The organism is Rhodococcus sp. no. 34 (assembly GCF_054589475.1).
In genome coordinates, this window is sequence record NZ_BAAILK010000026.1 from 548,210 (window position 1) to 569,712 (window position 21,503).

General features: G+C 63.9%; 23 protein-coding genes. 4 read left to right on the forward strand and 19 right to left on the reverse strand.

Annotated elements, in window-relative coordinates; all coding sequences use genetic code 11:
- Positions 1–960: an AraC family transcriptional regulator gene (locus tag ACYP01_RS11645; RefSeq protein WP_459680063.1), complete on the forward strand. Its 960-nt coding sequence runs from the start codon at positions 1–3 to the stop codon at positions 958–960.
- A 21-nt stretch (positions 961–981) separates the two neighbouring features.
- On the opposite strand, the gene ACYP01_RS11650 is transcribed toward ACYP01_RS11645, so the two are convergent.
- The 14 genes from ACYP01_RS11650 to ACYP01_RS11715 form a co-directional block, all read right to left on the reverse strand.
- Positions 982–1,404, reverse strand: a complete 423-nt coding sequence (locus tag ACYP01_RS11650) for a rhodanese-like domain-containing protein (RefSeq protein WP_003945445.1) — start codon at positions 1,402–1,404, stop codon at positions 982–984.
- Positions 1,401–1,919 carry a cysteine dioxygenase gene (locus ACYP01_RS11655; protein WP_007726989.1) on the reverse strand — a complete coding sequence of 173 codons (519 nt, stop codon included), beginning with the start codon at positions 1,917–1,919 and terminating at the stop codon, positions 1,401–1,403. Before ACYP01_RS11655 ends, ACYP01_RS11650 begins: the two co-directional genes overlap by 4 nt.
- Before the next feature lie 261 nt (positions 1,920–2,180).
- Positions 2,181–2,996, reverse strand: coding sequence for a type III pantothenate kinase (locus ACYP01_RS11660; RefSeq protein WP_007726991.1), 816 nt, complete (start codon positions 2,994–2,996; stop codon positions 2,181–2,183).
- A 3-nt stretch (positions 2,997–2,999) separates the two neighbouring features.
- A complete protein-coding gene (panD, locus tag ACYP01_RS11665) occupies positions 3,000–3,446 on the reverse strand; it encodes an aspartate 1-decarboxylase (protein ID WP_003945761.1) in 447 nt (148 codons plus the stop codon).
- A 27-nt stretch (positions 3,447–3,473) separates the two neighbouring features.
- Positions 3,474–4,406, reverse strand: a complete 933-nt coding sequence (panC, locus tag ACYP01_RS11670) for a pantoate--beta-alanine ligase (protein ID WP_459680068.1) — start codon at positions 4,404–4,406, stop codon at positions 3,474–3,476.
- Positions 4,399–5,340: a Rossmann-like and DUF2520 domain-containing protein gene (locus ACYP01_RS11675; RefSeq protein WP_003945822.1), complete on the reverse strand. Its 942-nt coding sequence runs from the start codon at positions 5,338–5,340 to the stop codon at positions 4,399–4,401. Before ACYP01_RS11675 ends, panC begins: the two co-directional genes overlap by 8 nt.
- Before the next feature lie 110 nt (positions 5,341–5,450).
- Positions 5,451–6,572, reverse strand: a complete 1,122-nt coding sequence (locus ACYP01_RS11680) for a DUF6779 domain-containing protein (RefSeq protein ID WP_215515638.1) — start codon at positions 6,570–6,572, stop codon at positions 5,451–5,453.
- Positions 6,573–6,640: 68 nt separating this feature from the next.
- Positions 6,641–7,108 carry a DUF3180 domain-containing protein gene (locus tag ACYP01_RS11685; RefSeq protein WP_153213529.1) on the reverse strand — a complete coding sequence of 156 codons (468 nt, stop codon included), beginning with the start codon at positions 7,106–7,108 and terminating at the stop codon, positions 6,641–6,643.
- A 17-nt stretch (positions 7,109–7,125) separates the two neighbouring features.
- Positions 7,126–7,629, reverse strand: a complete 504-nt coding sequence (folK, locus tag ACYP01_RS11690; protein ID WP_042451964.1) for a 2-amino-4-hydroxy-6-hydroxymethyldihydropteridine diphosphokinase — start codon at positions 7,627–7,629, stop codon at positions 7,126–7,128.
- The gene (gene folB / locus ACYP01_RS11695) at positions 7,626–7,991 is read right to left on the reverse strand and encodes a dihydroneopterin aldolase (protein ID WP_003945780.1); all 366 of its coding nucleotides are present in this window, start codon (positions 7,989–7,991) and stop codon (positions 7,626–7,628) included. The genes folK and folB overlap by 4 nt, the downstream gene beginning before the upstream one ends.
- A 1-nt stretch (position 7,992) precedes the next feature.
- Positions 7,993–8,853 (reverse strand): dihydropteroate synthase, encoded by an 861-nt coding sequence (folP, locus tag ACYP01_RS11700; RefSeq protein WP_020968349.1) that lies wholly within the window; start codon positions 8,851–8,853, stop codon positions 7,993–7,995.
- A 5-nt stretch (positions 8,854–8,858) separates the two neighbouring features.
- Entirely contained in the window at positions 8,859–9,476 is a 618-nt protein-coding gene (gene folE, locus ACYP01_RS11705; protein ID WP_019746783.1) for a GTP cyclohydrolase I FolE, read from the reverse strand.
- A gap of 59 nt (positions 9,477–9,535) precedes the next feature.
- Entirely contained in the window at positions 9,536–12,118 is a 2,583-nt protein-coding gene (ftsH, locus tag ACYP01_RS11710; RefSeq protein ID WP_269614206.1) for an ATP-dependent zinc metalloprotease FtsH, read from the reverse strand.
- 267 nt (positions 12,119–12,385) lie between these two features.
- Positions 12,386–13,033 (reverse strand): FadR/GntR family transcriptional regulator, encoded by a 648-nt coding sequence (locus tag ACYP01_RS11715; protein WP_459680076.1) that lies wholly within the window; start codon positions 13,031–13,033, stop codon positions 12,386–12,388.
- Positions 13,034–13,132: 99 nt separating this feature from the next.
- On the opposite strand from ACYP01_RS11715, the gene ACYP01_RS11720 reads away from it, so the two are divergent.
- On the forward strand, positions 13,133–14,473 hold the full coding sequence (locus ACYP01_RS11720) for an SLC13 family permease (RefSeq protein ID WP_042451970.1): 1,341 nt from the start codon (positions 13,133–13,135) through the stop codon (positions 14,471–14,473).
- 28 nt (positions 14,474–14,501) lie between these two features.
- The gene (locus ACYP01_RS11725; RefSeq protein WP_459680080.1) at positions 14,502–15,911 is read left to right on the forward strand and encodes an acyl-CoA synthetase; all 1,410 of its coding nucleotides are present in this window, start codon (positions 14,502–14,504) and stop codon (positions 15,909–15,911) included.
- Between the two features lie 40 nt (positions 15,912–15,951).
- Here the strand turns inward: ACYP01_RS11725 and hpt are convergent, their stop codons facing one another.
- Genes hpt through dacB form a run of 4 tightly spaced genes read right to left on the reverse strand, consistent with a single transcriptional unit; the run spans position 15,952 to position 19,970 of the window.
- On the reverse strand, positions 15,952–16,506 hold the full coding sequence (gene hpt, locus ACYP01_RS11730; RefSeq protein WP_003941159.1) for a hypoxanthine phosphoribosyltransferase: 555 nt from the start codon (positions 16,504–16,506) through the stop codon (positions 15,952–15,954).
- A gap of 3 nt (positions 16,507–16,509) precedes the next feature.
- A complete protein-coding gene (gene tilS, locus ACYP01_RS11735) occupies positions 16,510–17,487 on the reverse strand; it encodes a tRNA lysidine(34) synthetase TilS (protein ID WP_228401850.1) in 978 nt (325 codons plus the stop codon).
- Positions 17,488–18,561 carry a zinc-dependent metalloprotease gene (locus ACYP01_RS11740; RefSeq protein ID WP_459680245.1) on the reverse strand — a complete coding sequence of 358 codons (1,074 nt, stop codon included), beginning with the start codon at positions 18,559–18,561 and terminating at the stop codon, positions 17,488–17,490.
- On the reverse strand, positions 18,561–19,970 hold the full coding sequence (gene dacB / locus ACYP01_RS11745; RefSeq protein ID WP_165638579.1) for a D-alanyl-D-alanine carboxypeptidase/D-alanyl-D-alanine endopeptidase: 1,410 nt from the start codon (positions 19,968–19,970) through the stop codon (positions 18,561–18,563). The genes ACYP01_RS11740 and dacB overlap by 1 nt, the downstream gene beginning before the upstream one ends.
- 103 nt (positions 19,971–20,073) lie before the next feature.
- On the opposite strand from dacB, the gene ACYP01_RS11750 reads away from it, so the two are divergent.
- Entirely contained in the window at positions 20,074–20,565 is a 492-nt protein-coding gene (locus tag ACYP01_RS11750; RefSeq protein WP_020968339.1) for an inorganic diphosphatase, read from the forward strand.
- 106 nt (positions 20,566–20,671) lie between these two features.
- Here ACYP01_RS11750 and ACYP01_RS11755 read toward each other — a convergent pair whose 3' ends face one another.
- On the reverse strand, positions 20,672–21,502 hold the full coding sequence (locus tag ACYP01_RS11755) for a crotonase/enoyl-CoA hydratase family protein (protein ID WP_003941098.1): 831 nt from the start codon (positions 21,500–21,502) through the stop codon (positions 20,672–20,674).
- Position 21,503 lies beyond the last annotated feature (1 nt).

The window sequence follows — 21,503 nt, forward strand, 5'->3', positions numbered from 1 at the left end:
ATGGATGCATTGTCGATGATGCTGGCCGGATCGCGGGCGGAGGGCGCTTTTCTACTGCGCTCGCTGCTCGATCCACCGTGGTCATTACGTATCGAGGACCACGCACCGATCACCGTGCTGGTTCTGGTTCGAGGCAGCGCGGTCGTCGTCTCCGACACCGGACAGACAGAAGATCTCGAGGCCGGCGACGTTGCACTGTTGCGCGGCCCCGATCCGTATACGGTCGCCGATCACCCGGACACACCAGTCCACGTACTGATCGACGAAGCACAGAATTGCGCTGCGGTCGACGGCACAGCACTCGAGGACATGTCGGTTCTCGGCGTTCGCACCTGGGGCAACTCGACCAGTGGTCAGACCGTCATGCTCACGGGCACATACCGTTTGGACTCCTATGTCAGCCGTCAGATCCTCGACAGCCTGACACCCGTCGCGGTAGTACGACGCAGCATCGAAACCGCGCCGATGACAAACCTTCTGGAACAACAGATCGCCGCCGACGGGCCGGGGCAGGAAGTGTTGCTGGACAGGCTCCTGGACCTTGTCCTGATATCGGCGGTCCGTACGTGGTTCGCCGAGAACCCGAATCGATCACCGCGATGGATCAAGGCCTACGAGGATCCCGTCATCGGGCATGCCTTGCGGCTCATACACAATCGGCCGGAACACCCCTGGACAGTCGCGAGCCTGGCCCAGGAGTCCGGCAGCTCGCGAGCGGCCTTCGCGCGCCGGTTCACCAGCCTCATGGGGCTCGGACCTGTCGGCTATCTGACCGAGTGGCGACTGTCCGTGGCGGCGGATCTACTCGCAGACCCGGCACGAACGGTGTCGTCGATCGCGCGAGAAGTGGGCTACTCGAGCCCCTTTGCCCTCACAACCGCGTTCACCCGTCATCACGGAATGAGCCCGAAGATGTACCGCCAGACCCGCTGTGCGCCTTTATTAACCGCCCGCGGTTAATAAAGGCGCACAGCAAATACCTCAATGAGCCGAAACCGCCGCCAACTCGCGGGAGCAATGACGAACTCCGCTGAGCGCACCGAGCAGGCCGGCGGCCTTGATCGCCTGGTACCCGCCCACGAGATCGGTGGCCTTGTGCAGACCCAACTGCTGCAACGACGCTGCGGCCAGGCTCGAGGTGTACCCCTCGGAGCAGACGATCACCCACTCGACGTCGTGGTCGGTGGCCAACGCGAGGTGTGCGCTGCTGGTGGGGTCGAGGCGCCATTCGAGCACGTTCCGCTCGATCGCGAGTGCGCCGGGAAGAGTTCCCTCGATGGCGCGCTGCGCCTGCGGGCGAATGTCGACGAAGATCGCGCCGCGGTGGAAGGCTTCGGTGAGCTGGAAGACGTACATACGATCGATCTGTGCGCGAGCGTCGTCGAGCATTTGGTCGATGGTCATTTGGTGCCCCCCTCGGGCAGGTCGGTCAGCTCGGTACGGGTGCGACGAAGTGTCCGGTGATCCGTCACTTCGTAGAAGGACATTGCCGTCAGCGGCGGCGAGTACGCGTGAACGCTTAGAGTCGGTGCATCAGAGCTGATTTCGATCGGAGCACCGGGAGCATCCGTCGAACGCACGACATCGTGAACCCAGCCGAGCGGGAACGAAGCCTGGTCGCCGGCGTCGAGCTGGCGTTCCACCAGGGCGTCACCGGCCCAACGGAATTCGGTGAGCGAACCACTGAGGACGGTCAAGGCGCCGAACGAGCCTGCGTGGTCGTGCAATTCGGTGTTGCGTTCGGGTACCCAACTGATGAGCCACACATCGACGTCGTCGTCCGCGTGCAAGCGGGTGGACCAACGGTCGAGCGTCGGGAAGGTGTCGGGGATGAGGTGGTCGAAACGGCCGTCGAGCACGCCGTTTGCTCCCTCGTCGGTCAGCCGCAGCAGATCGGCCGGGCGAAGGCGGGTGGGCAACGACGCACCACTCGGGCGGCGTCCGGACGCCCCACGATTAGCGCTACGACCTGCGGAAACCGCACGGTCAGCAGTAAGGGTCGGGGCCAAAACAGAGAGATCTGCAGAATATGTGGATAGCACGAGCTAGCTCCAAGGAATGTGAATTGGTCAAGGCAGCGGTCAGCCTCGACAACACTCCTGAGCACCCATGCAGCGATTCACGAGCACCATTGTGGCATAACTTTTGCAATCGCGAAACCGCTGGAACGAAACCATCGATCAGGCGACGGGTCGTCGACCGGATCCACGACGCGCCTGATTGCGCTCGAAGACCAACCTCAGCCCCTCGAGGGTGAGGTCCCGTTCGAGGTGATCGATGGTGTCGGATTCGGGAATGATCAGCGGTGCGCTGTCCCCGGTCGCGATCACGGAGACGTCGTCACCACCGAACTCCGGTAGTTCGTCGCGGACGCGGTTGACCAATCCGTCGACGAGGCCTGCAAAGCCGAATACCGCACCGGACTGCATGCATTCGACGGTATTCTTGCCGACAACCGAACGCGGGCGCACCAATTCGACCTTGCGCAGCGCAGCGGACTGCGACGCCAAGGCATCGGTCGAGATCTCGAGTCCGGGCGCGATGCAGCCGCCCAGAAACTCACCCTTGGCGGAAACGACGTCGACACAGGTCGACGTACCGAAGTCCACGACAATGCATGGCCCCTCGTAAAGATGGTGAGCGGCAAGGCTGTTGACGATCCGGTCGGCTCCCACCTCTTTGGGGTTGTCCACCAGCAGTGGCACTCCGGTGCGAATACCCGGTTCGACCACCACATGGGGAACGTGACCCCAGTACCGCTCGAGCATCACACGGATTTCACGCAAGACGGACGGCACTGTCGACAGCGCCGCAACGCCGGTGATCTGATCGACATGAGAACCCAACAGCCCACGGAAGGTCAACGCCAACTCGTCGGCAGTCATCCGAGGATCGGTTCGCATTCGCCAGTCCTGCAACAGCTTCGAATACTCACCAGTCCCGGAGAACAGACCGAGAACGATGTTGGTGTTCCGGACGTCGACCGTGAGCAGCATGGATTACACCAGGCTGGATTCGCGCGAGGCCTCGAGCGTCGACAGCATGCGTGGGGTGATCAGACCCGAACCCTCCGGCGCGTGAGCCGGGTCTGAACCGAGTTCGATCTGCTTGTTGTCGGCATCGACGAAGACTACGCGCGGGGAGTACTCCTTGACTTCCTGCTCGTTCATCACGCCGTAGGCGATGAGGATGACCAGGTCGCCTGGCTTGACCAGATGCGCTGCCGCACCGTTGATTCCGATGACACCAGTTCCGCGCTCGCCGGCAATGACGTACGTCTCGAGACGCGCACCGTTGTCGATGTCGACGATGCACACCTGTTCGCCTTCGAGGAGGTCTGCGGCGTCCATCAGATCCTGGTCGACGGTGACGGAGCCGACGTAATGCAGGTCGGCGTGAGTCACGGTGGCGCGGTGGATCTTCGACTTCATCATCGTGCGAAACATATCCAGGTCCTTACTCGTGAAAAGTGCTCAGTGAGACAGCAGGTCGTCGATGGCGTCGGCGGATGGGTCGGTGTCACGCTCGAGGAAGCCGGTTCCCACCGCGACACCGACGTTGTCGATCAAACGGGTGGTTCCGAGCTTGGCGGCCACCAACAGTCGGCCGTCACCTCGCTCGGGCGCGGGGCCCAGATCGACGCCCCGAACCTCGAGGTAGTCGACCTCGATTTCCGGAACAGCTGCCAGAACAGCGCGTGCGGTTTCCAGGATTGCTTCCGCTCCCCCAGCCGCCGCGTGTGCACCGGCGATCAGAGCGGCGGACAGCGCGACCGCTGCCGCGCGCTGGTTCTCGTCGAGGTAGCGATTGCGAGAGGACAACGCGAGGCCGTCGAACTCGCGAACCGTCGGAACTCCGATGATCTGTACATCGAAGTTGAGATCCCACACCATCTGACGGATGAGCGTCAGCTGCTGGTAGTCCTTCTCACCGAAGTACGCGTGATTGGGTGCCGCGATCTGCAGCAGCTTCGCCACTACCGTCAGCATTCCCGCGAAGTGAGTGGGGCGCGCTCCGCCTTCGAGTTCGCTACCCAACGGGCCCGGCACGATGGTGGTGCGCTGACCACGCGGGTACATCGTCTTGGCGCTCGGCGCGAACACCAATTCGACGCCCTCGGCGCGCAACAGGTCGAGATCCGCATCGAGAGTGCGCGGGTACGCGTCCAGGTCTTCACCGGCACCGAACTGGAGCGGGTTCACGAAGATGGAAACGATCACGAGGGCGCCGGTGACCTTGGCCTGACGAACCAGTTCGATGTGGCCGGCATGCAGCGCACCCATCGTCGGAACGAGCGCCACCTGACGCCCGACACCTCGCAGTGCCCGCGAGACGCGCCGAAGCTTGTCCGGATCGTGGTGCACCGTCAGTTCGCCGCGCTTGTATCCGCCCTGCAGATCACTCACGACGGTCACCTCCCGTTTCAGTCAAGATGTCGAACAATTCGGTGGGGGCGCCCACCCGCTGGGCCGATCGCAAGGACATTGCCCGATAGCCGGCAGCGAGCTCCGGATCCAGGTCTGTCAGTACGCGCAAATGTGTGTCGACGGCAGCAGCGTCGCCGCGTGCCACCGGGCCGGTCAACGCCGAGGGACCGCGTCGTAGCGCGTTGTCCAAGGCCGCCGACAGCAGCGGCTGCAGGACTCGCTCGGCCACTCCACCCGGATCGCCGTCGACCAACTGCTGACCGAGCAGCTCGTCACCTTGCAACGACGCTCGCAGGGCCTCGACGGCGTCGACCACGAGCGTGACCAGGTGATTACTGCCGTGAGCCAGTGCGGCGTGGTAGAGCGCGCGGTTCTCCTCGCGCACTCGGACGGGCTCGCCGCCGATCTCGAGGACCAGTGACTGCGCGATCGCGTAACCGATGTCGTCGGCAGCGGTGATTCCGAAGCATGCCGACGACAGCCGTGCGGTGTCCTCGTCGTGACCGGTGAACGTCATCGCCGGATGGATAGCCAGGGGTAGTGCGCCCAGTTCGGTGAGTGGAGTCAGGATCGCGATCCCGTTGGCACCGGACGTATGGGCGACGAGCGTGCCCGGCTTGACGGCATGGGTGGCCGCCAGACCTCGAACAAGATCCGCAAGCTGATCGTCAGGAACGGCGAGAATCAGCAACTCGGAACGAGCTGCGACGTCGGCAGCCGGAAGAATTTCGGTATCGGGAAGCCGCTTCACAGCGCGGGCAACCGAGGCGCTGGAAACGGCGGAGCAAGCGCTGACAACATGACCGGCTCGCTCCAATGCGGCACCGACAGCTGTTCCGACCCTGCCTGCGGAGACAATTCCTACCGTCAATCGCGCAGGTGCAGGTCCATTAGTGATCCCGAAGGAAGTCACCGGATTCCTCTCGTTCGTTCCAGTCCCGCTCGGCGGGTACCAGACGTTCTGCGTCCGAGGATATCCTTCGCCCGAACCGTCATGCCATGGCCGGGCGAGTGATCTGCGACTCAGTCCTCTCGGCGACGGCGTCGACCGGAGCCTTCGGACGGGTTGTTCGAACTCAGATTCGCCATGATTTCGGCGACGGTCAATCCGTTGGAATGAGCACCACTGGCGGCATCTTCCGGAGCAGCACGGCGACGACGTCGCGGCTCCGCGTCAGGCTCCGCAGCGGATTCGGGTTCAGCTTCCGCGACAGCTTCGGGAACAACCGCGGGAACAACCTCGGGCACCTCTTCGACGACAGCGTCTTCGATGACGGCATCTTCGATGTTCGGGGCCTGGGCGGGAGCCTTGACTTCAGGCTCGACCGGCGCGACCGGCTCCGAATCCTTCTTCACCGGAACGTCTTTCACCGTTCGTGTCGGCGAGGAACTCACCGGAGAACTCGGTGCTTGGTTCCCGCTCTGGGGCTTCTGCGTCTCTTGTGGCTTCTGCGTCTCTCGAGACTTCTGGGTCGGGATGACGCGCGGCGCCACGAAGCTGCTGTCACGCCACGACGTCTCCGCGAACACGACGGTTGTCTCAGCAGTCACCGGATCGTCGTTGGGTGAAGCCAAGCCGCCGACGTTCGGTGCCGGTTGGCTGGGCCCGCTCTGGCCGGCGCCGGGAACGTACAACCCCGACGGTGCCGGCTGGTACGCGCCGTACGAACTACCGCCAAGTTCCGGCACTCGCGTCGAATCGGTCTTGAGCGCGGTCTGTTCGGGCAGCAGCCCACCTTCGAACAGTGCTTCGAGGTTTCGGCGCAGCGCCACCAATTCGGCGCGCAACCCGGCCAGCTCCTCCGCGTCCGCGGTCACCTCACGTCGCACGCGACCTTCGACGCTCAGTTCGTACTCGCGTCGAGCAGAAATTTCACGTTCGAGCTGCAGTTCGTACACGGTCTGCAGATCGGCAACCTTGGCTTTGTCCAGTGCCGACTCACGCCGATACTTGGTCATGGCGATAGCGCCGAGGGTGGCTGCCCACAGAGCGACGACCAGACCCACCCGAAGAAGCTGAACGCTGTTGCTGAAAATCAGAAACAGCGAAGCAATGACAGCAAGTGCCAGAAGAGCAGCAATGATCATCTGGCTCGCGCTGCGCTTGCTTCGGCGCGCAGACTTCGATCGACCAGAATTTGTCATGGTTGCCAGGGTACTTGCCGAGACCGGGGTCGCCACGTACCTCGGTGGGTGATTTGCCGACCAGGCTGTCAGTGCGCAGGCTCGTCAGGTGTATCTTCCGGCGTCTTGCAACAATGTTCGAGCCACAGAGCTGCCGCTACCAGCGCAATTGCGGCGCCCAACCCCACCCACGCGCCCGGCGTGTCGGAGGCTGCAGCCTGCAGAACCGAGCGCTGTGGGATGAGATACACCAGCACTCCGACCCAGACACCGACGGTAGCTGAACCGACCAAAGCGGATGCTTTGGCCAATGCCAGCGCTCGGGCGGCGGTGATCGGATGAAGCTGTCTGAGCCCGTCGCCGACCTGCCGGTTCTTGACGCGTGAACGAATGACAAAAGCGAAGACGGCCTCGGCAACGGCGACGAAGTAGAGCGACGCTCCCGCATAAACGGGGATGGGCGGCATCGAACCGTAGAACACGCGAATCAGAATCCAGGTGGCCACGGCCGCCACTGCGGCGAGTACCGCGAGTTCACTGATCCGGGTCGGCTTCAAACCCTTGTCTTTTTCGGTCACCGCGCAAGCACCATATCGGTAGTGCGGACACCTTCGCGCTCAGTGCGATCGAGGCCGTCGAGAATTTGTGCCACCGGCAACTTCTGGCCGTCGACGATCAGCGTCGCGTCAGGCTCGACGTCCAGCCAGGGAACGAGAACGAATGCCCGAAGATGCGCGCGCGGATGCGGAAGTGTGAGCACGGGATCGGAACTGACGACGCCTTCGCAGTCGACTACGTCCACGTCCAGGCTCCGTGGCCCCCACCGCTGTTCGCGCACCCGGTCTGCGGCTTCCTCGAGAGCTTGCGAGCGGCGAAGCCATTCAGCGGCATCGGCTTCGGGATCGTCGACCACCACCACCGCGTTGTAGAAATCCTGCTGCTCGACGCCACCCCACGGCGCGGTCGAGTAGACCGGTGAGACAGCAACGACGGCGCTGCCCAACCCGTCGACAACGGACTGCAGGTGAGCCACGCTGTCGCCGATGTTGGAACCGATCGACAGAACAGCGCGCGTCATGCCGATCGGGTCCGATGCGCGACGACGGCAACGTCCGCAAAAACCAGCGGAATCGGTGCCGACGGTTTGTGGACAACAACCTCGACGCTCTCGACTCGCGAATCTTTCATGACGTCGTCGGCGATCTCCGCGGCGACGGTCTCGATGAGATCGCGCGACGGGCCGGCGACTATCGCTGCGGCGGCTTCCGCCAACTCGCCGTAGTGCAGGGTCTGCGTCAGGTCGTCCGACGCCGCGGCGGGAGCCAAGTCCATCCATACGGTGATGTCGATGAAGAAGTCCTGACCGTCACGCTTCTCGTGGTCGAACACTCCGTGATTGCCGCGAACCTTCAGTCCGCGCAATTCGATTCGGTCCCCCATGTCAGGCCCTTTCTCGTCCACGGTTCCAGGCGTCGACCACGGCAATGGCGTCGAGCGAAGCTTGTGCGTCGTGCACCCGAACTCCCCAGGCGCCTTCGCGCGCTGCAAGGGCGGAGACCACGGCCGTCGCAGTCTCGCGGCCACCAGGTGGACGCGGATTGCCGTCGGGATCGCTGAGCAGAGACCCCAGGAACCGCTTGCGGGAAGCGCCGACCAGTACCGGGAATCCGGTCGCGTTGAACTCGGGTAGTGCTCGCAACAGGGCCCAGTTGTGGTCGGCGTTCTTCGCGAACCCGAGGCCGGGGTCGAGGATGATCGACGACGAATCGACCCCTGCCTTCAACGCCAGATCGACCTGCGACAGCAGTTCGTCACGGACGTCGCGGACCACGTCGTCGTAGTGATCGGCGCTGCCACGATGGACGTAGTCACCGGCCGAGCGCCAATGCATGAGGATCCAGGGCACTCCGGCGTCGGCCACAACGGAGGCCATGTCGGGGTCTGCGCGACCACCCGATACGTCGTTGACGATGCCTGCGCCCGCTTCGATCGCGGCGGCGGCAACGGAAGCACGCATCGTGTCGACGCTGACGCGAATTCCGGCTGCCACGAGTTCTTCGATCACCGGGGCAATTCGGTCCGCCTCGAGTTTCGGATCGACGCGGGTGGCTCCGGGGCGCGTCGACTCGCCGCCGACATCGACGATGTCGACGCCGATGCGTTGCAGTTCGAGCCCGCGAGCGATCGCCGCGTCACGATCGAGAAATTGACCACCGTCGGAAAACGAATCGGCAGTGACGTTCAGAATCCCCATCACGACCATCCGGGCCGGATCGCTGCCTGCAACGGGAGCCGCGGACATCTTGCTCACTTACGCAGGATGAGGTCCAGCGCTTCGGACCGTGAGGCCGCGCTGGATTGCAGGAGCCCACGAACCGCAGACGTGGTCGTGCTGGCTCCGGGCTTGCGGATACCGCGCATCGCCATGCACAGATGCTCGGCTTCGATGACGACGATGGCTCCACGCGGGTCGAGCTTGCGCATCAATGCGTCCGCGATCTGACTGGTCAGGCGTTCTTGAACCTGCGGACGCTTGGCGTACAGGTCGACGACGCGCGCAAGCTTCGACAAACCGGTGACCTTGCCCGACTTTCCCGGGATGTAGCCAACGTGAGCAACACCGTGGAAGGACACCAGGTGGTGCTCGCACGTCGAGAACATCGGAATGTCTCGCACGAGCACCAATTCCTGGTGACCCTCGTCGAAAGTTGTGTTCAACGCGTCGTCGGGCTCGGAGTACAAACCCGCGAAGATCTCCTTGTACGAGCGCGCAACCCGGGCCGGCGTATCGAGCAGGCCTGGGCGCTCCGGATCTTCCCCGACCGCGATCAACAATTCCCGTACGGCAGCCTCTGCCCGCGCCTGATCGAACGGGCGGCCCGTTCCGAGCGACACCAGTTCACTGGCCACATCATTCACCGACAACCGAACTCTCCTCGAGAATTGTTCACAGGTCCCCCGCCGCAGAGCCTAGTGGCGCAAGGTCAGCGAGATCCGTCCGGTCCGTCCCAGCGAACGGTGCTCGGTCCCTCGTCCTCAGCCGAATGATGCGGAGGAGGAGTTTGCGGCTGTTCCGGTGCGGGGCTCTGCCACTGGTTTTCACCCGACGGGTTTCCCCGGTTCGGATCGGCGAAGGGTCCACTGTCCGGATACTGCACCGGGTAGTCGGGCTGCGCGGGGTAACGACGGCCGGGGTGCGGCTGCTCCGGGTACGCCTGCTGTCCCGGGTGCGGCTGGCCGTACTGCCCCTGATCGGGCTGGGGCTGACCGTGTTGGGGCTGACCGTACTGGCCCTGCGACTGGTTCGGCGGGGTCGGATTCTGTCCACCGGTGTACCCACCCGACTGCTGTCCGGGGTACGTCGGCGACGGGTTCTCACGCGGAGGCCAACCCGGTGCCGACCATCCGGCGGGCGCTCCGTAGTCGGGTGTTCCCGGTTGCGGAGTCTGCTGCGGAGCACTCGGCTGCGGGTACGAAGGCTGTGCGTAGCCGTTCGAGGGTCCCTGGTTGCCGTTGTTGGGGAGACCACCGTTGTTGGGGAGACCACCGTTGTTGGGGAGACCACCGTTGGGGGCACCGCTGTTGGGTGCACCTGCCTTGACGAGAACAGGTGCGGCAGCGGGCTCCGGCCAGGTTTCGCCGCGCTCGATCGCGAGTTCGCGAGGAGTCTTCACCGGCGGACGATCCGAAGGCGTGCGCCCACCGAAATCGTTGAAAGCCGTGATGCGCGGACGCTTTTCGACGCCGGCAAGGATCTTCTCGAGGTCCTTGCGAGTCAACGTCTCACGCTCGAGCAGTTCGGTAGCGATGAGGTCGAGCGCATCGCGGTACTCGTTGAGGATTGCCCACGCTTCGGTGTGCGCTGCCTCGATGAGGTTGCGCACCTCTTCGTCGATTTCACGGGCGATCTCGTGTGAGTAGTCGGACTGAACGCCCATCGAACGGCCGAGGAACGGATCCCCGCCCTCCTGTCCGTAGCGAACCGCGCCGAGCTTGGCACTCATGCCGTATTCGGTGACCATCGCGCGGGCGATCTTGGTCGCCATGTCGATATCGGACGACGCTCCGGTGGTGGGCTCGTGGAACACCAACTCCTCGGCGGCGCGTCCACCCATTGCCATGACGAGACGAGCGATCATCTCCGAACGCGTCATCAAACCCTTGTCGTCCTCTGGCACGGTCATCGCGTGGCCACCCGTGCGACCGCGAGCGAGGATCGTGACCTTGTAGACCGGCTCGATGTCAGGCATTGCCCAAGCAGCCAGCGTGTGACCGCCCTCGTGATACGCCGTGATCTTCTTCTCGTGCTCGCTGATGATGCGACTCTTACGCCGCGGTCCACCGACAACACGATCCACCGATTCCTCGAGCGAGGCTTCGGTGATGACGGTTCCGTTTTCGCGTGCGGTGAGCAGCGCAGCCTCGTTGATGACGTTGGCGAGATCAGCACCCGACATTCCGACGGTCCGCTTGGCGAGACCTTCGAGGTCGGCGTTGGGATCGATCGGCTTGCCCTGCGAGTGCACGCGCAGGATCGCGCGGCGACCGGCGAGGTCGGGGGCGCCGACCGGAATCTGGCGATCGAAGCGTCCCGGACGCAGCAGTGCGGGGTCGAGGATGTCGGGGCGGTTGGTTGCGGCGATCAAGATGATGCCGGTGCGATCACCGAAGCCGTCCATCTCGACGAGCAACTGGTTGAGTGTCTGCTCGCGCTCGTCGTGTCCGCCGCCCAGGCCTGCGCCGCGCTGACGACCGACGGCGTCGATCTCGTCGACGAAGATGATGCAGGGGCTGTTCTGCTTGGCCTGCTCGAACATGTCGCGAACACGCGAAGCACCGACACCGACGAACATCTCGACGAAGTCAGAACCGGAGATGGTGAAGAACGGGACGCCGGCTTCGCCTGCGACAGCGCGAGCGAGCAGCGTCTTACCGGTTCCGGGAGGGCCGTACAGCAGCACACCGCGCGGAATCTTGGCGCCGAGCGCCTGGTAGCGAGCCGGGTTCTGCAGGAAGTCCTTGATCTCGTACAGCTCTTCGACAGCCTCGTCCGCACCGGCGACGTCGGCGAACGTGGTTTTCGGCATGTCCTTGGTGAGCTGCTTGGCCTTCGACTTACCGAATCCCATGACTCCGCCGCGACCACCGCCGCCCTGCATCCGGTTCATGACGAAGAAGAAGATGCCGAACAGAATGATCATCGGCAGCACGAACAGAAGGATCGACGTCAGCCAGCTCTCCTGAGTGACCGTCGTGTTGAACTTGTCCGCACCGGCGCCTTCGACCTTGTCGAAGATCTGCTCCGACGCACTCGCGGGGTACTTCGCCAGGATCTGCGTCTTACCGTCGGTGGCGTCGTTGCCGTTCTTGAGCCACAGACGAACCTGCTGCTCACGGTCGTCGATCTGCGCTGACTCAACGTTCTTGGCGTCGAGTTGGGAGATCGCGACCGAGGTGTCGACGGTCTTGAAGTCGCGGGTGTCGTTGCTGAAGTAGCTGAAGGCATAGATCACCAACAGCACGACGGCTACGAGTAGCACGTTACGGAACACAGTCTTACGGTTCATACAGGTCGGCCGATGTGGCCGGTCCTTTCGAGAGTGCGGGTCTGCCAGGTCGCCTTCCGGCTGCCAACCGGACACCTGCAGGTTACCGCGATCGGCCCCATCGATGCCCGCCAGCGGCCGTGCCGCTTGGTTGGAACGGTCGTCACTGTGTTCAACGTGCGCATTGCCGATCAGGTTCCCGGGCTACGTCGCAGCACAGTTTCCTGTGAGCGAACATGCTCATAGTGGTTATCGTGCGTTTTTCCGACGCTTGTCCGTCGTTATTCGTCAGGCCGTGTCGGAGAGGATTCCCGCAACAGCGTCAGCGGCGCCCGATTGGTCACCGTCGATGATGCGGTGAGCGAGATGATCGAGTCGCGAAGACAGTCGAGCCGAGGATTCGGGCACGTCCGCCTGCTGGGCGATGGTCTCGTCGAGGTCAGCCAGTAAACCACCTCCGGCCAGGTGCCTGACGCAGCGCCACGTCTCGGCGAAGTTTCTCGCGGTCCCGTCGTCGGTCAGCATCGCGACCCGCAGCGCAGCGTTGAGATTCGACGCCGCCGCCCGGGCCAGGCCGGCCATGATCGCTTCCCTGGCAGCAGTCAGTTCGTCGACGGTTCGGTCTTGCAACCGCACTCCCGAGTCCGCAGATCTACCCGCGTCGGCCGTCGGAGCTTCGCGAATCACCGCTCCGTTACCGTGCTGGATTTCGACTCTGCCCCGAATCTCGAGGGCCACGAGCGCTTGAGCCAGCGACGCGCGACTCACGCCGAGTTCGGCAGCCAGGCTGCGTTCGGGAGGAAGCCGATCGCCGGGCGAAAGGCCTTGAGCCTCGATGAAATTCGAAATGTGCTCGGCCAACTGCTCGTACAGACGCGGACGCTTCAATCGTCCGGGCAGGCCCGAGCGCGAGCCGGGCGATGACGTCGAATTCATGCCTCGGAGTGTACTTGACAAATGGAGCAGTGGCAGAGAGGCTAGGCCAATTCCAAGTGATGCAGACCACAAGCTGGTCGCGAACGGATTGAGAGTTCGATGGCAAATGTCATAGCCCTGTCAGTACTTGTCCTGGTGTTCGTCATATCCACCGTGAGGTCGGTGAACATGGGTGCGCTTGCCCTGGTGGCTGCCTTCGTCGTCGGAACACTGGTCTTCACCGTCGATACCAGCGAGATCCTCGACGGCTTCCCGGCCAGCCTCTTCGTCATCCTGGTCGGCGTCACCTATCTGTTCGCGCTGGCCAGAAACAACGGCACGGTCGACTGGATCATTCACGCGGCCGTTCGGGCGGTCAGAGGACGAGTGGCTCTCGTGCCGTGGGCGATGTTCGCGGTGTGCGCGGCCGTCACCGCCATGGGCGCGGTCAGTCCCGCTGCCGTCGCCATCATCGCGCCCGTGGCAATGGGCTTCGCCACCCGCTACCGAATCCACCCCATGCTGATGGGCTTCATGGTCGTCCAGGGCGCAACGGCGGGCAGCTTCTCCCCCATCGGAATCTTCGGTGTCATCACCAACGACGTCATGCGCCAGAACGGCCTCCCGTCGAGCCCGGCCTTGCTGTTCGTCTCGACCTTCGCGGCCGCGGCCGTTGTTGCTGCCATCGCGTACGTCTCGTTCGGCGGTCGCGCACTGATTGCGCGCGGCGCCTCCGAGCGCGTGCTCGTCAACGCAGTCGGCAACGCGTCTGGCGGTGGCGACACCATCACCGGTTCGGGTTCCGGTGACAGCTCGAAGGGTGGCGGCAAGTCCTCCGGTGGGACCGCTCCGCACGAGGGAGCACTCAATCTAGAGCGCCGACTCACCCTGCTCGGACTGGCTTCACTTGCACTCGGCGCCTTGGTCTTCGACCTTGACGTCGGCTTCACCGCACTGACTGTCGCGGTACTTCTCACCCTGATCTTCCCGGCCTCCGCCCGCGGCGCCGTCGACAAGATCAGCTGGGGCACCGTGCTCCTCATCGGCGGAATTGTCACGTACGTCGCTCTTCTGCAGAACCAGAACACCGTCCAGTGGCTCGGGGATTCGGTTGCACACGTCGGCATTCCACTTCTCGCAGCCTTCTTGATCTGCCTGATCGGCGCGATCGTATCGGCGTTTGCATCCACCACCGGAATCCTGGGAGCACTTATCCCCTTGGCTATTCCCTTCCTCATGACCGGTCAGGTCAATGCAACCGGTCTGGTCATCGCGCTGGCAATCTCCTCGTCTCTGGTCGATTGCAGTCCGTTCTCGACCAATGGCGCTCTGGTGGTGGCGAACGCCGCTCCGGAAGAACGCGACGTGGTGTTCGGGCTGACGATGCGGTGGGGCATGACCATCATGGTGGTGACGCCGATTCTCGCCTGGCTGCTGTTCGTTGTTCCCTGGTCCGTCTGAATCTTCACTCAAAGAAAGGGAACTCGCGATGAACAGCGAATCCACACTTCTGCGCTCCCTCGACCCCCGCATCTTCGACGATCACGGAGCGGCGGTCAGTTTCGGCGAAGGCGCAACCCTCTCTCGCGCCGACTTGTTTGCCGCCGCCACCGCGGTCGCCGATCGAATCCATGGTGCACAGCGAGTGGCAGTACAAGCCGCCGCCCGCCTCGAGAAAGTGGTCGCCGTCGCCGGCGCGCTGATCGCCGGTGCTGCCGTGGTCCCGATCCCACCGGACTCCGGCCCGCTCGAACGTCAGCACATCATCGCCGATTCCCAGGCCGAACTGATACTCGGAGACGGACCGTCGGATTCGAGTATCCCGTTGATTCCCATCGATATTCACGCGCGATCTGCGACGTCCTATCCCGAGCCGAGCGCGGCAGCTACCGCACTGATCATGTACACCTCAGGAACCACCGGAGCTCCGAAAGGCGTTGTCCTCTCGCGAGCATCGATCGCAGCGGATCTCGACGCGCTCGCTCATGTGTGGAATTGGACGCCAGAGGACACACTCGTCCACGGACTGCCCCTCTTCCACGTCCACGGGTTGATTCTCGGCGTGTTGGGCGCCTTGCGCGTGGGTTCGCCGCTGATTCATACCTTCAGACCAACTCCGGATTCGTATGCCGCAGCGGGTGGCTCGTTGTACTTCGGTGTTCCGACCGTCTGGTCACGCGTGTGCGGTGAGCCCTCGGCGGCAGCAGCATTGCGATCCGCGCGCTTGCTCGTGTCCGGAAGTGCACCACTTCCGGTTCCATTGTTCGAGCGGATGAAATCGCTGACCGGGTTGGCTCCCGTCGAGCGCTACGGAATGAGTGAAACCCTCATCACCGTCAGCACGACGCACGACGGCGAACGTCGCCCGGGTTGGGTCGGGCACGCCGTTCCGGGAGTCAGGACGAGGTTGCGCGGCGAGAACGGCGAATTGTCGGCGCACGACGGAGAGCAGCTTGGGCAACTGGAAGTTGCGGGCGCCGTTCTCTTCGACGAGTACCTCGGGAACCCCTCGAAGACAGCGGAATCCATGACCGAAGACGGCTGGTTCCGCACCGGCGACATCGCGGTGATCGACGACAGCGGATTCCACCGCATCGTAGGTCGCGAGTCGGTCGACATGATCAAGTCCGGTGGATACCGCATCGGTGCAGGCGAGGTGGAACAGGCACTTCTGGCATACCCCGGCGTTCGCGAGGCCGCCGTCGTCGGTATGCCGGACGACGATCTCGGCCAGCGCATAGTCGCCTTCATCGTCGGCGACGTATCGGACTGTGCAGTGGTTTCGGACTTCGTCGCCGAATCACTGTCGATCCACAAGCGCCCACGCCAGGTTTGTCTGGTGGACAGCTTGCCGCGCAACGCTATGGGCAAGGTCCAGAAGAAGCTGCTGACGCCCTGAGTCGGGTTCGCGCCTGAGCCGCACTCAGGCGCGAGCAGGCTCAGCCGCCGTAGACCTCGGGGTCCAGGGTGCCGATGTACGGCAGATCGCGGTACCGCTCGGCGTAGTCGAGGCCGTAACCGACGACGAACTCGTTGGGGATGTCGAAGCCCACGTCGCGGACGTCGACGTCGATCTTGACCGCATCCGGCTTGCGAAGCAATGTGACGACCTCGAGCGAAGCGGGGTTACGCGTCTTGAGGTTGCGCATCAACCACGACAGCGTGAGACCGGAGTCGATGATGTCCTCGACGATCAGCACGTGGCGACCGGCAATGTCCTTGTCGAGGTCCTTGAGGATGCGGACGACGCCCGAAGACGAGGTCGAGGATCCATAGGAGCTGACGGCCATGAATTCCATCTGCGACGGGATCGGCAGGGCGCGGGCGAAGTCGGTCATGAAGAAGACCGCTCCCTTGAGGACGCCGATCAGCAGGAGATCCCCTTCGGGGGCGCCTGCCGGGTAACGCTTGGCGATGTCCTCAGCCAGTTCCGCCGTTCGTGCACGGATCTGTTCTTCGGAGATCAGTACCGATGCGATGTCGCCCTCGTACACGCGTCAAACCCTTCGTCGGTCTTCGAATCCGAGGATCAGCCTGCCACGTCGCCGGGCCGCCACCAACCTCGCCTCCGGTGTTCCGCCCCCGATCGCGACGCCGCCTTGCCCCCGCCAGTCGGTCACCAGGGCGTCGACTGCGCGTAACTGTTTGTCCGTCAATGCTTTTGCGCCGCCCTGCAGCAGCCAGGCCCGCAGAGCGCGTCGGCGGATTGCGGTGGGCGCTTCGGCAAGTGTGTCCACTTCCACTTCTCCGTCGACGACAACCCGTAGGAGTAGGGCTTCGGCGTACTCGTCGAGCGCCTCACCGTCCTCACGCAACTGCGTCGCGGTTCGGGCCAACGCTTCGGGAACTCCCCCGCCGAGAATTTCTTCGAGCAGCGGCAACGCCTCGTGCCGCAGACGTACGCGAGTGAACTCGGGATTGTTGTTGTGCGGGTCCTCCCACGGCGTGATTCCCAGGTCGACGCAGGCCGCCCTGGTCACCGATCGCCGGATGCCGAGGAGCGGCCGTCCCCAGGGAGCGTCGAATGCAGCCATACCTTGAATCGATCGCCCACCGGACCCGCGCGAGAGTCCGAGAAGCACGGTCTCGGCCTGATCGTCGAGCGTGTGTCCGAGCAGAACCGGGAGGTCAGCCCTCGCGTCGCGTAGGGCGTTATACCGAGCCTCACGCGCAGCGGCTTCGAGACTCCCACCATCGGCTACGTCGACTGTCAGCACCGTCGCGGTCCGGCAACCCAGCGCCAGCGCCTGGTCTGCGGCCGAGCGCGCGACGGCATCCGAACCATCTTGTAGGCGATGGTCCACGATCAACGCGTCGACCGAATCGGTTTCCGCCACCGCTGCTGCTGTCAGCGCCAACGAATCGGCTCCCCCCGACAGGGCGACGACCACACGGCGTCGTGGCTCGAATGCGACCGTCCACGCCCGCACGGCCTGTCGCAGCGCCAGGAGGGCAGGCGTCTCAGGCAACAGCATCTAGCCGAGAACGCGCTTTACCCACGCGTCGGGATTGTCGATCTCGTCGAGCAACGGCAAGGTCTCGGGCCCGGTCCAGATGGTGTTGAACTGCTCCATGCCGACCTTGAGAACTACCGCGTCGACGAAGGCCTTGCCGCGTACGTACTGCGCCATCTTGGCGTCCATGCCGAGAAGCATCTTGATGATCCGCTGCACGGGGTTGGACTTGCGCTGCCGACGCTTGTCGAAGGCCGCGCGGATAGTTGCCACCGACGGCACCACGGCGGGGCCGACGGCGTCCATCACATGGTCTGCATGCCCTTCGAGGAGGGTGCCGAGTACAAGCATCCGATCCAGCGCGTCACGCTGAGGCTCCGCCTGCGAGGCGCGCAGCAGCCCGATGATGCCGCCCGCCGTCGCACCGTCACTGGAGTCGGGTTCCTTCCGCGAGCGCAGCTCTGCAGCAAGGCGCCCGACAACGTCGGTCATCGACTCGTCCACCGTCGCACCGAGCGTTTCGACGGATTCCTTCATGTACTCCGCTAGCCACGGCGAGGACGAGAACTGAACCCGGTGCGTGACCTCGTGCAGGCAGACCCACAACCGGAAGTCACTCGGGTTCAGCCGAAGGGACCGTTCGACGGAGACGATGTTCGGTGCGACCAGAAGCAGGGTGCCGTGCTCGCCGGTGAACGGGTCGTACTGCCCGAGGATCGCCGAAGACAGGTACGCCAGCATTGCACCGGCCTGCAAGCCCGCCGGCTTTCCGACGATGAGATTGCCACTGCCGTCAGGGTCGGCGCCGGTGAGATGTGCCATCGACCGCGAGGCCGCCGTGATCCACCCGGCCCGGTCAAGCACGTCAGCAGCCGGGACCGGTAGACCGTCGGCCAGCCCGGTCACTTCACGAACCGGCAGTTCTGCGCGCTCGGACGCTTCGGCGAGTTCTGCGGTTGCCGTCTCGGCCGTGTAGCGAGACATCGCGGGGCCGCCGCGCGCCAGTTTTATCCCGGCTTTGGCGGCAAGACTCCAGTCGACGGCACCACCGAGCGGAGCCGAGGCTTCATCATCTTGTGGAGTCTTTTCGGCCACTATTGGCACCCGCAATTCCTCAATGCTCCGGCAATCGCGTCCAGGGCAGGACGGCTCACTTCTGGCGGCCGGTCATTGGACATCAGTGCGAAGGTGAGCACTCGCCCGTTCTGATCGACCACGAACCCTGACAACGCGCTGGCCGTTGAGAGAGTTCCCGTCTTGGCTCGCACCCAACCCGCACCGGTTCGGTTTCCGGACGCGTAGCGGTCGGACAAACTTCCTGTTCCGCCGGCCACCGGAAGGTAGTCCAGCAGCGGACGCAGTTTCGGATCACCGTCACCGGCCGCAGCCGTCATGACGCGATCGAGTACCTGAGCGGGAATGAGATCGTCGACGGACAGTCCGCTGGAATCGTGCAGCGATACACCGGTGTAGTCGAACCCGGCCGCCTGCAGGGTCTTGCCGGTCGCGTCGACTGCTCCGGTGAACGAGGCTTCGATTCCGGAGGCAATCGCGACCTCACGCCCGATGGTCTCTGCGAGCACGTTGTCGGAATGTTCCATCATCTGCAGCAGCCGGTCGCTCAGCGGCGCCGACTGCACGGTGGCGATCGGCTTGGCACCGGCAGGCGCCGCGCCGAGACTCACGTTGGCGGGATCGACACCGAGGGCCTGAGCGAGGACCTTGCCCGCGTCCAACGCGGGCGTTTCCGAACGCGGCGACTCGTCTTGAGTGCCGTCGTACCGACCACCTTCGATCATCACCGATTCGATCGGGGTGATGTAGCCGGCCGCGATGTCAGCGGGGAACCATCCGGTGGCCATGTTGTCGCCCTTGAACAAGCTCGAGTCGACCACGACGCTGGTCACCGGCGTACCGGCAGCCTTGATCTGGTCGACGAGATCCGCGATGTGAGCCGCATTGGCGTAATACCCGCTCTGCCCCTTCGGCGTCGCGGTCAGCGTCGGGTCACCACCGCCGACCAGAACGACCTGCCCGGGGCTCGTTCCGGGAACCACCGTCGTGGACAGCCGGTGGTCGAGCGGCAACTTCAGCAGTGCCGCCGATGCGGTCAGCACCTTCGTCGTGGACGCGGGCGTCATCGGCGTCGACGGGTCCGTGCTCCAGAGAATGTTTCCGGTGAGCGCATCAGCGACTACTCCGGTGAACTTCCCCAGATCCGGGTTGGCCACGGCCGGGCCGATCGCCGCTGCGATTCCCGACGCGCTCGGGATCGGTGCGTCCGTCGGGACGGGCACCACCTGGGGTGACGGCGTCACGAGCGCAGGCTGAGGCGACGTAGTCACGGTCGCGCTGCCCGCGGTGTCGTTCGACGTACCGAGTTTCACGACGACAACTCCGGCGACGGCCAGTACAACCACTGCACCGACCGCCAGAAGGATGCGGAAGTTACGCCGTCGACTCTCTTCCAACGAGCCGATCTTCTTCTTTCCTTGGCCCGCCAACGCCCCTCCGTCTGTGCTCTGCCTACTGGGTGGTCAGGCAACCTTATCCTTGACCCGATATCCTTCCGACGAATCATTACCGACACGACAGCGAGGAATCGGCGTGGAGTTCGACGTCACCATCGAGATCCCCAAGGGTCAGCGCAACAAGTACGAGGTCGACCACGTAACCGGTCGCGTCAAACTCGATCGCTACCTCTACACAGCTTTCGGCTACCCGGCCGACTACGGCTTCATCGAAAACACCCTGGGTGAGGACGGCGATCCGCTCGACGCCATGGTCCTGCTCCCCGAGTCGGTCTTCCCCGGCGTCATCGTCGAGGCTCGCGCAGTCGCGATGTTCAAGATGGTCGACGAGGCCGGCGGAGACGACAAGGTCCTCTGCGTTCCGGCCGGCGACCCCCGCTGGGATCACATCCAGGATCTGGGTGACATCTCACAGTTCGAGCTCGATGCGATCAAGCACTTCTTCGTCCACTACAAGGACCTCGAGCCGAACAAGCACGTCGAGGCAGCCAACTGGGTCGGCCGCGCCGAGGCAGAGGCCGAGATCGAGGCTTCGATCAAGCGTCTCGCTGCCGACGGCGGTCACTGAGCTCGAGTTCTCAGGCCTTACGAAAATCCCCGCACATCGGAAGATGTGCGGGGATTTTTGTGCTGTTTTTACTCACCCTTGCAGTTCCTACTCACCCTTGCAGTTCCTACTCACCCTGGAAGACTGGCGGGCGCTTCTGGAAGACGGCGGTGATGGCCTCGGTCAGATCCTGCGAAGGCAGGAACGCCGCGTTCCAGGCTGCGACGTAGCGAAGGCTGTCGTTCACGCTCGCGCTGCGGGTGTGATCGAGCACGTCCTTGATCCCGTGGACGACGAGCGGCGGGTTGAGCGCAATCTCCTTGGCGGTCGCGCGCGCCGCTGCCAGTACCGCGTCGGCATCGTCGAAAACGTCGTTGACGAGGCCGATCTTCTCGGCGCGCGCTGCGTCGATGTCCTTGCCGGTCAGAGCCAACTCACGCAGGTGTCCGTCGCCGATGATCGCGGGCAGACGTGCGAGACTGCCCATGTCTGCGACGATCGCGACCTTGACCTCTCGGATGCTGAACTTGGCATCGGCACTTGCGTAGCGGATGTCCGCCGCCGTGATGAGGTCGACGCCGCCGCCGATGCACCAGCCCTGAACAGCTGCAACGACGGGCTTGCGGCAGTCTGCGACGGCATTGATGCCCGACTGCATGCGCTTGATCATGTCGTGGAACTTGGTGCGCGGGCCTGCCTGAGCCTTGTCTGCGAGGACGGCACCGAATTCACCGCTCATCGCCGGCAGGTCCAGTCCGAACGAGAAGTGCTTGCCGGAACCGGCGATGACGATTGCACGCACCTCGGGGTCGGCGTCGAGGTCGGCGAAGATTTCGGGGAGTTCACTCCAGAAATCCGGCCCCATCGCGTTGCCCTTGCTCGGCCCGATCAGCGTCACCTGGGCGATGTTGTCTTCGCGCTCGACGGTGAACGCATTCCAGCTCTTCTGTTCAGTCATT

Coding starts and splice junctions, on each gene's coding strand:
- ACYP01_RS11645 (WP_459680063.1), top strand. CDS start 1: ATGGATGCATTGTCGATGATGCTGGCCGGATCGCGGGCGGAGGGCGCT.
- ACYP01_RS11755 (WP_003941098.1), bottom strand. CDS start 21,502: ATGACTGAACAGAAGAGCTGGAATGCGTTCACCGTCGAGCGCGAAGAC.
- ACYP01_RS11650 (WP_003945445.1), bottom strand. CDS start 1,404: ATGACCATCGACCAAATGCTCGACGACGCTCGCGCACAGATCGATCGT.
- ACYP01_RS11720 (WP_042451970.1), top strand. CDS start 13,133: ATGGCAAATGTCATAGCCCTGTCAGTACTTGTCCTGGTGTTCGTCATA.
- folK (WP_042451964.1), bottom strand. CDS start 7,629: ATGACGCGCGCTGTTCTGTCGATCGGTTCCAACATCGGCGACAGCGTG.
- folP (WP_020968349.1), bottom strand. CDS start 8,853: ATGTCCGCGGCTCCCGTTGCAGGCAGCGATCCGGCCCGGATGGTCGTG.
- ACYP01_RS11715 (WP_459680076.1), bottom strand. CDS start 13,033: ATGAATTCGACGTCATCGCCCGGCTCGCGCTCGGGCCTGCCCGGACGA.
- ACYP01_RS11725 (WP_459680080.1), top strand. CDS start 14,502: ATGAACAGCGAATCCACACTTCTGCGCTCCCTCGACCCCCGCATCTTC.
- panD (WP_003945761.1), bottom strand. CDS start 3,446: ATGTTTCGCACGATGATGAAGTCGAAGATCCACCGCGCCACCGTGACT.
- ACYP01_RS11680 (WP_215515638.1), bottom strand. CDS start 6,572: ATGACAAATTCTGGTCGATCGAAGTCTGCGCGCCGAAGCAAGCGCAGC.
- ACYP01_RS11660 (WP_007726991.1), bottom strand. CDS start 2,996: ATGCTGCTCACGGTCGACGTCCGGAACACCAACATCGTTCTCGGTCTG.
- folB (WP_003945780.1), bottom strand. CDS start 7,991: ATGGGGGACCGAATCGAATTGCGCGGACTGAAGGTTCGCGGCAATCAC.
- tilS (WP_228401850.1), bottom strand. CDS start 17,487: ATGCTGTTGCCTGAGACGCCTGCCCTCCTGGCGCTGCGACAGGCCGTG.
- ftsH (WP_269614206.1), bottom strand. CDS start 12,118: ATGAACCGTAAGACTGTGTTCCGTAACGTGCTACTCGTAGCCGTCGTG.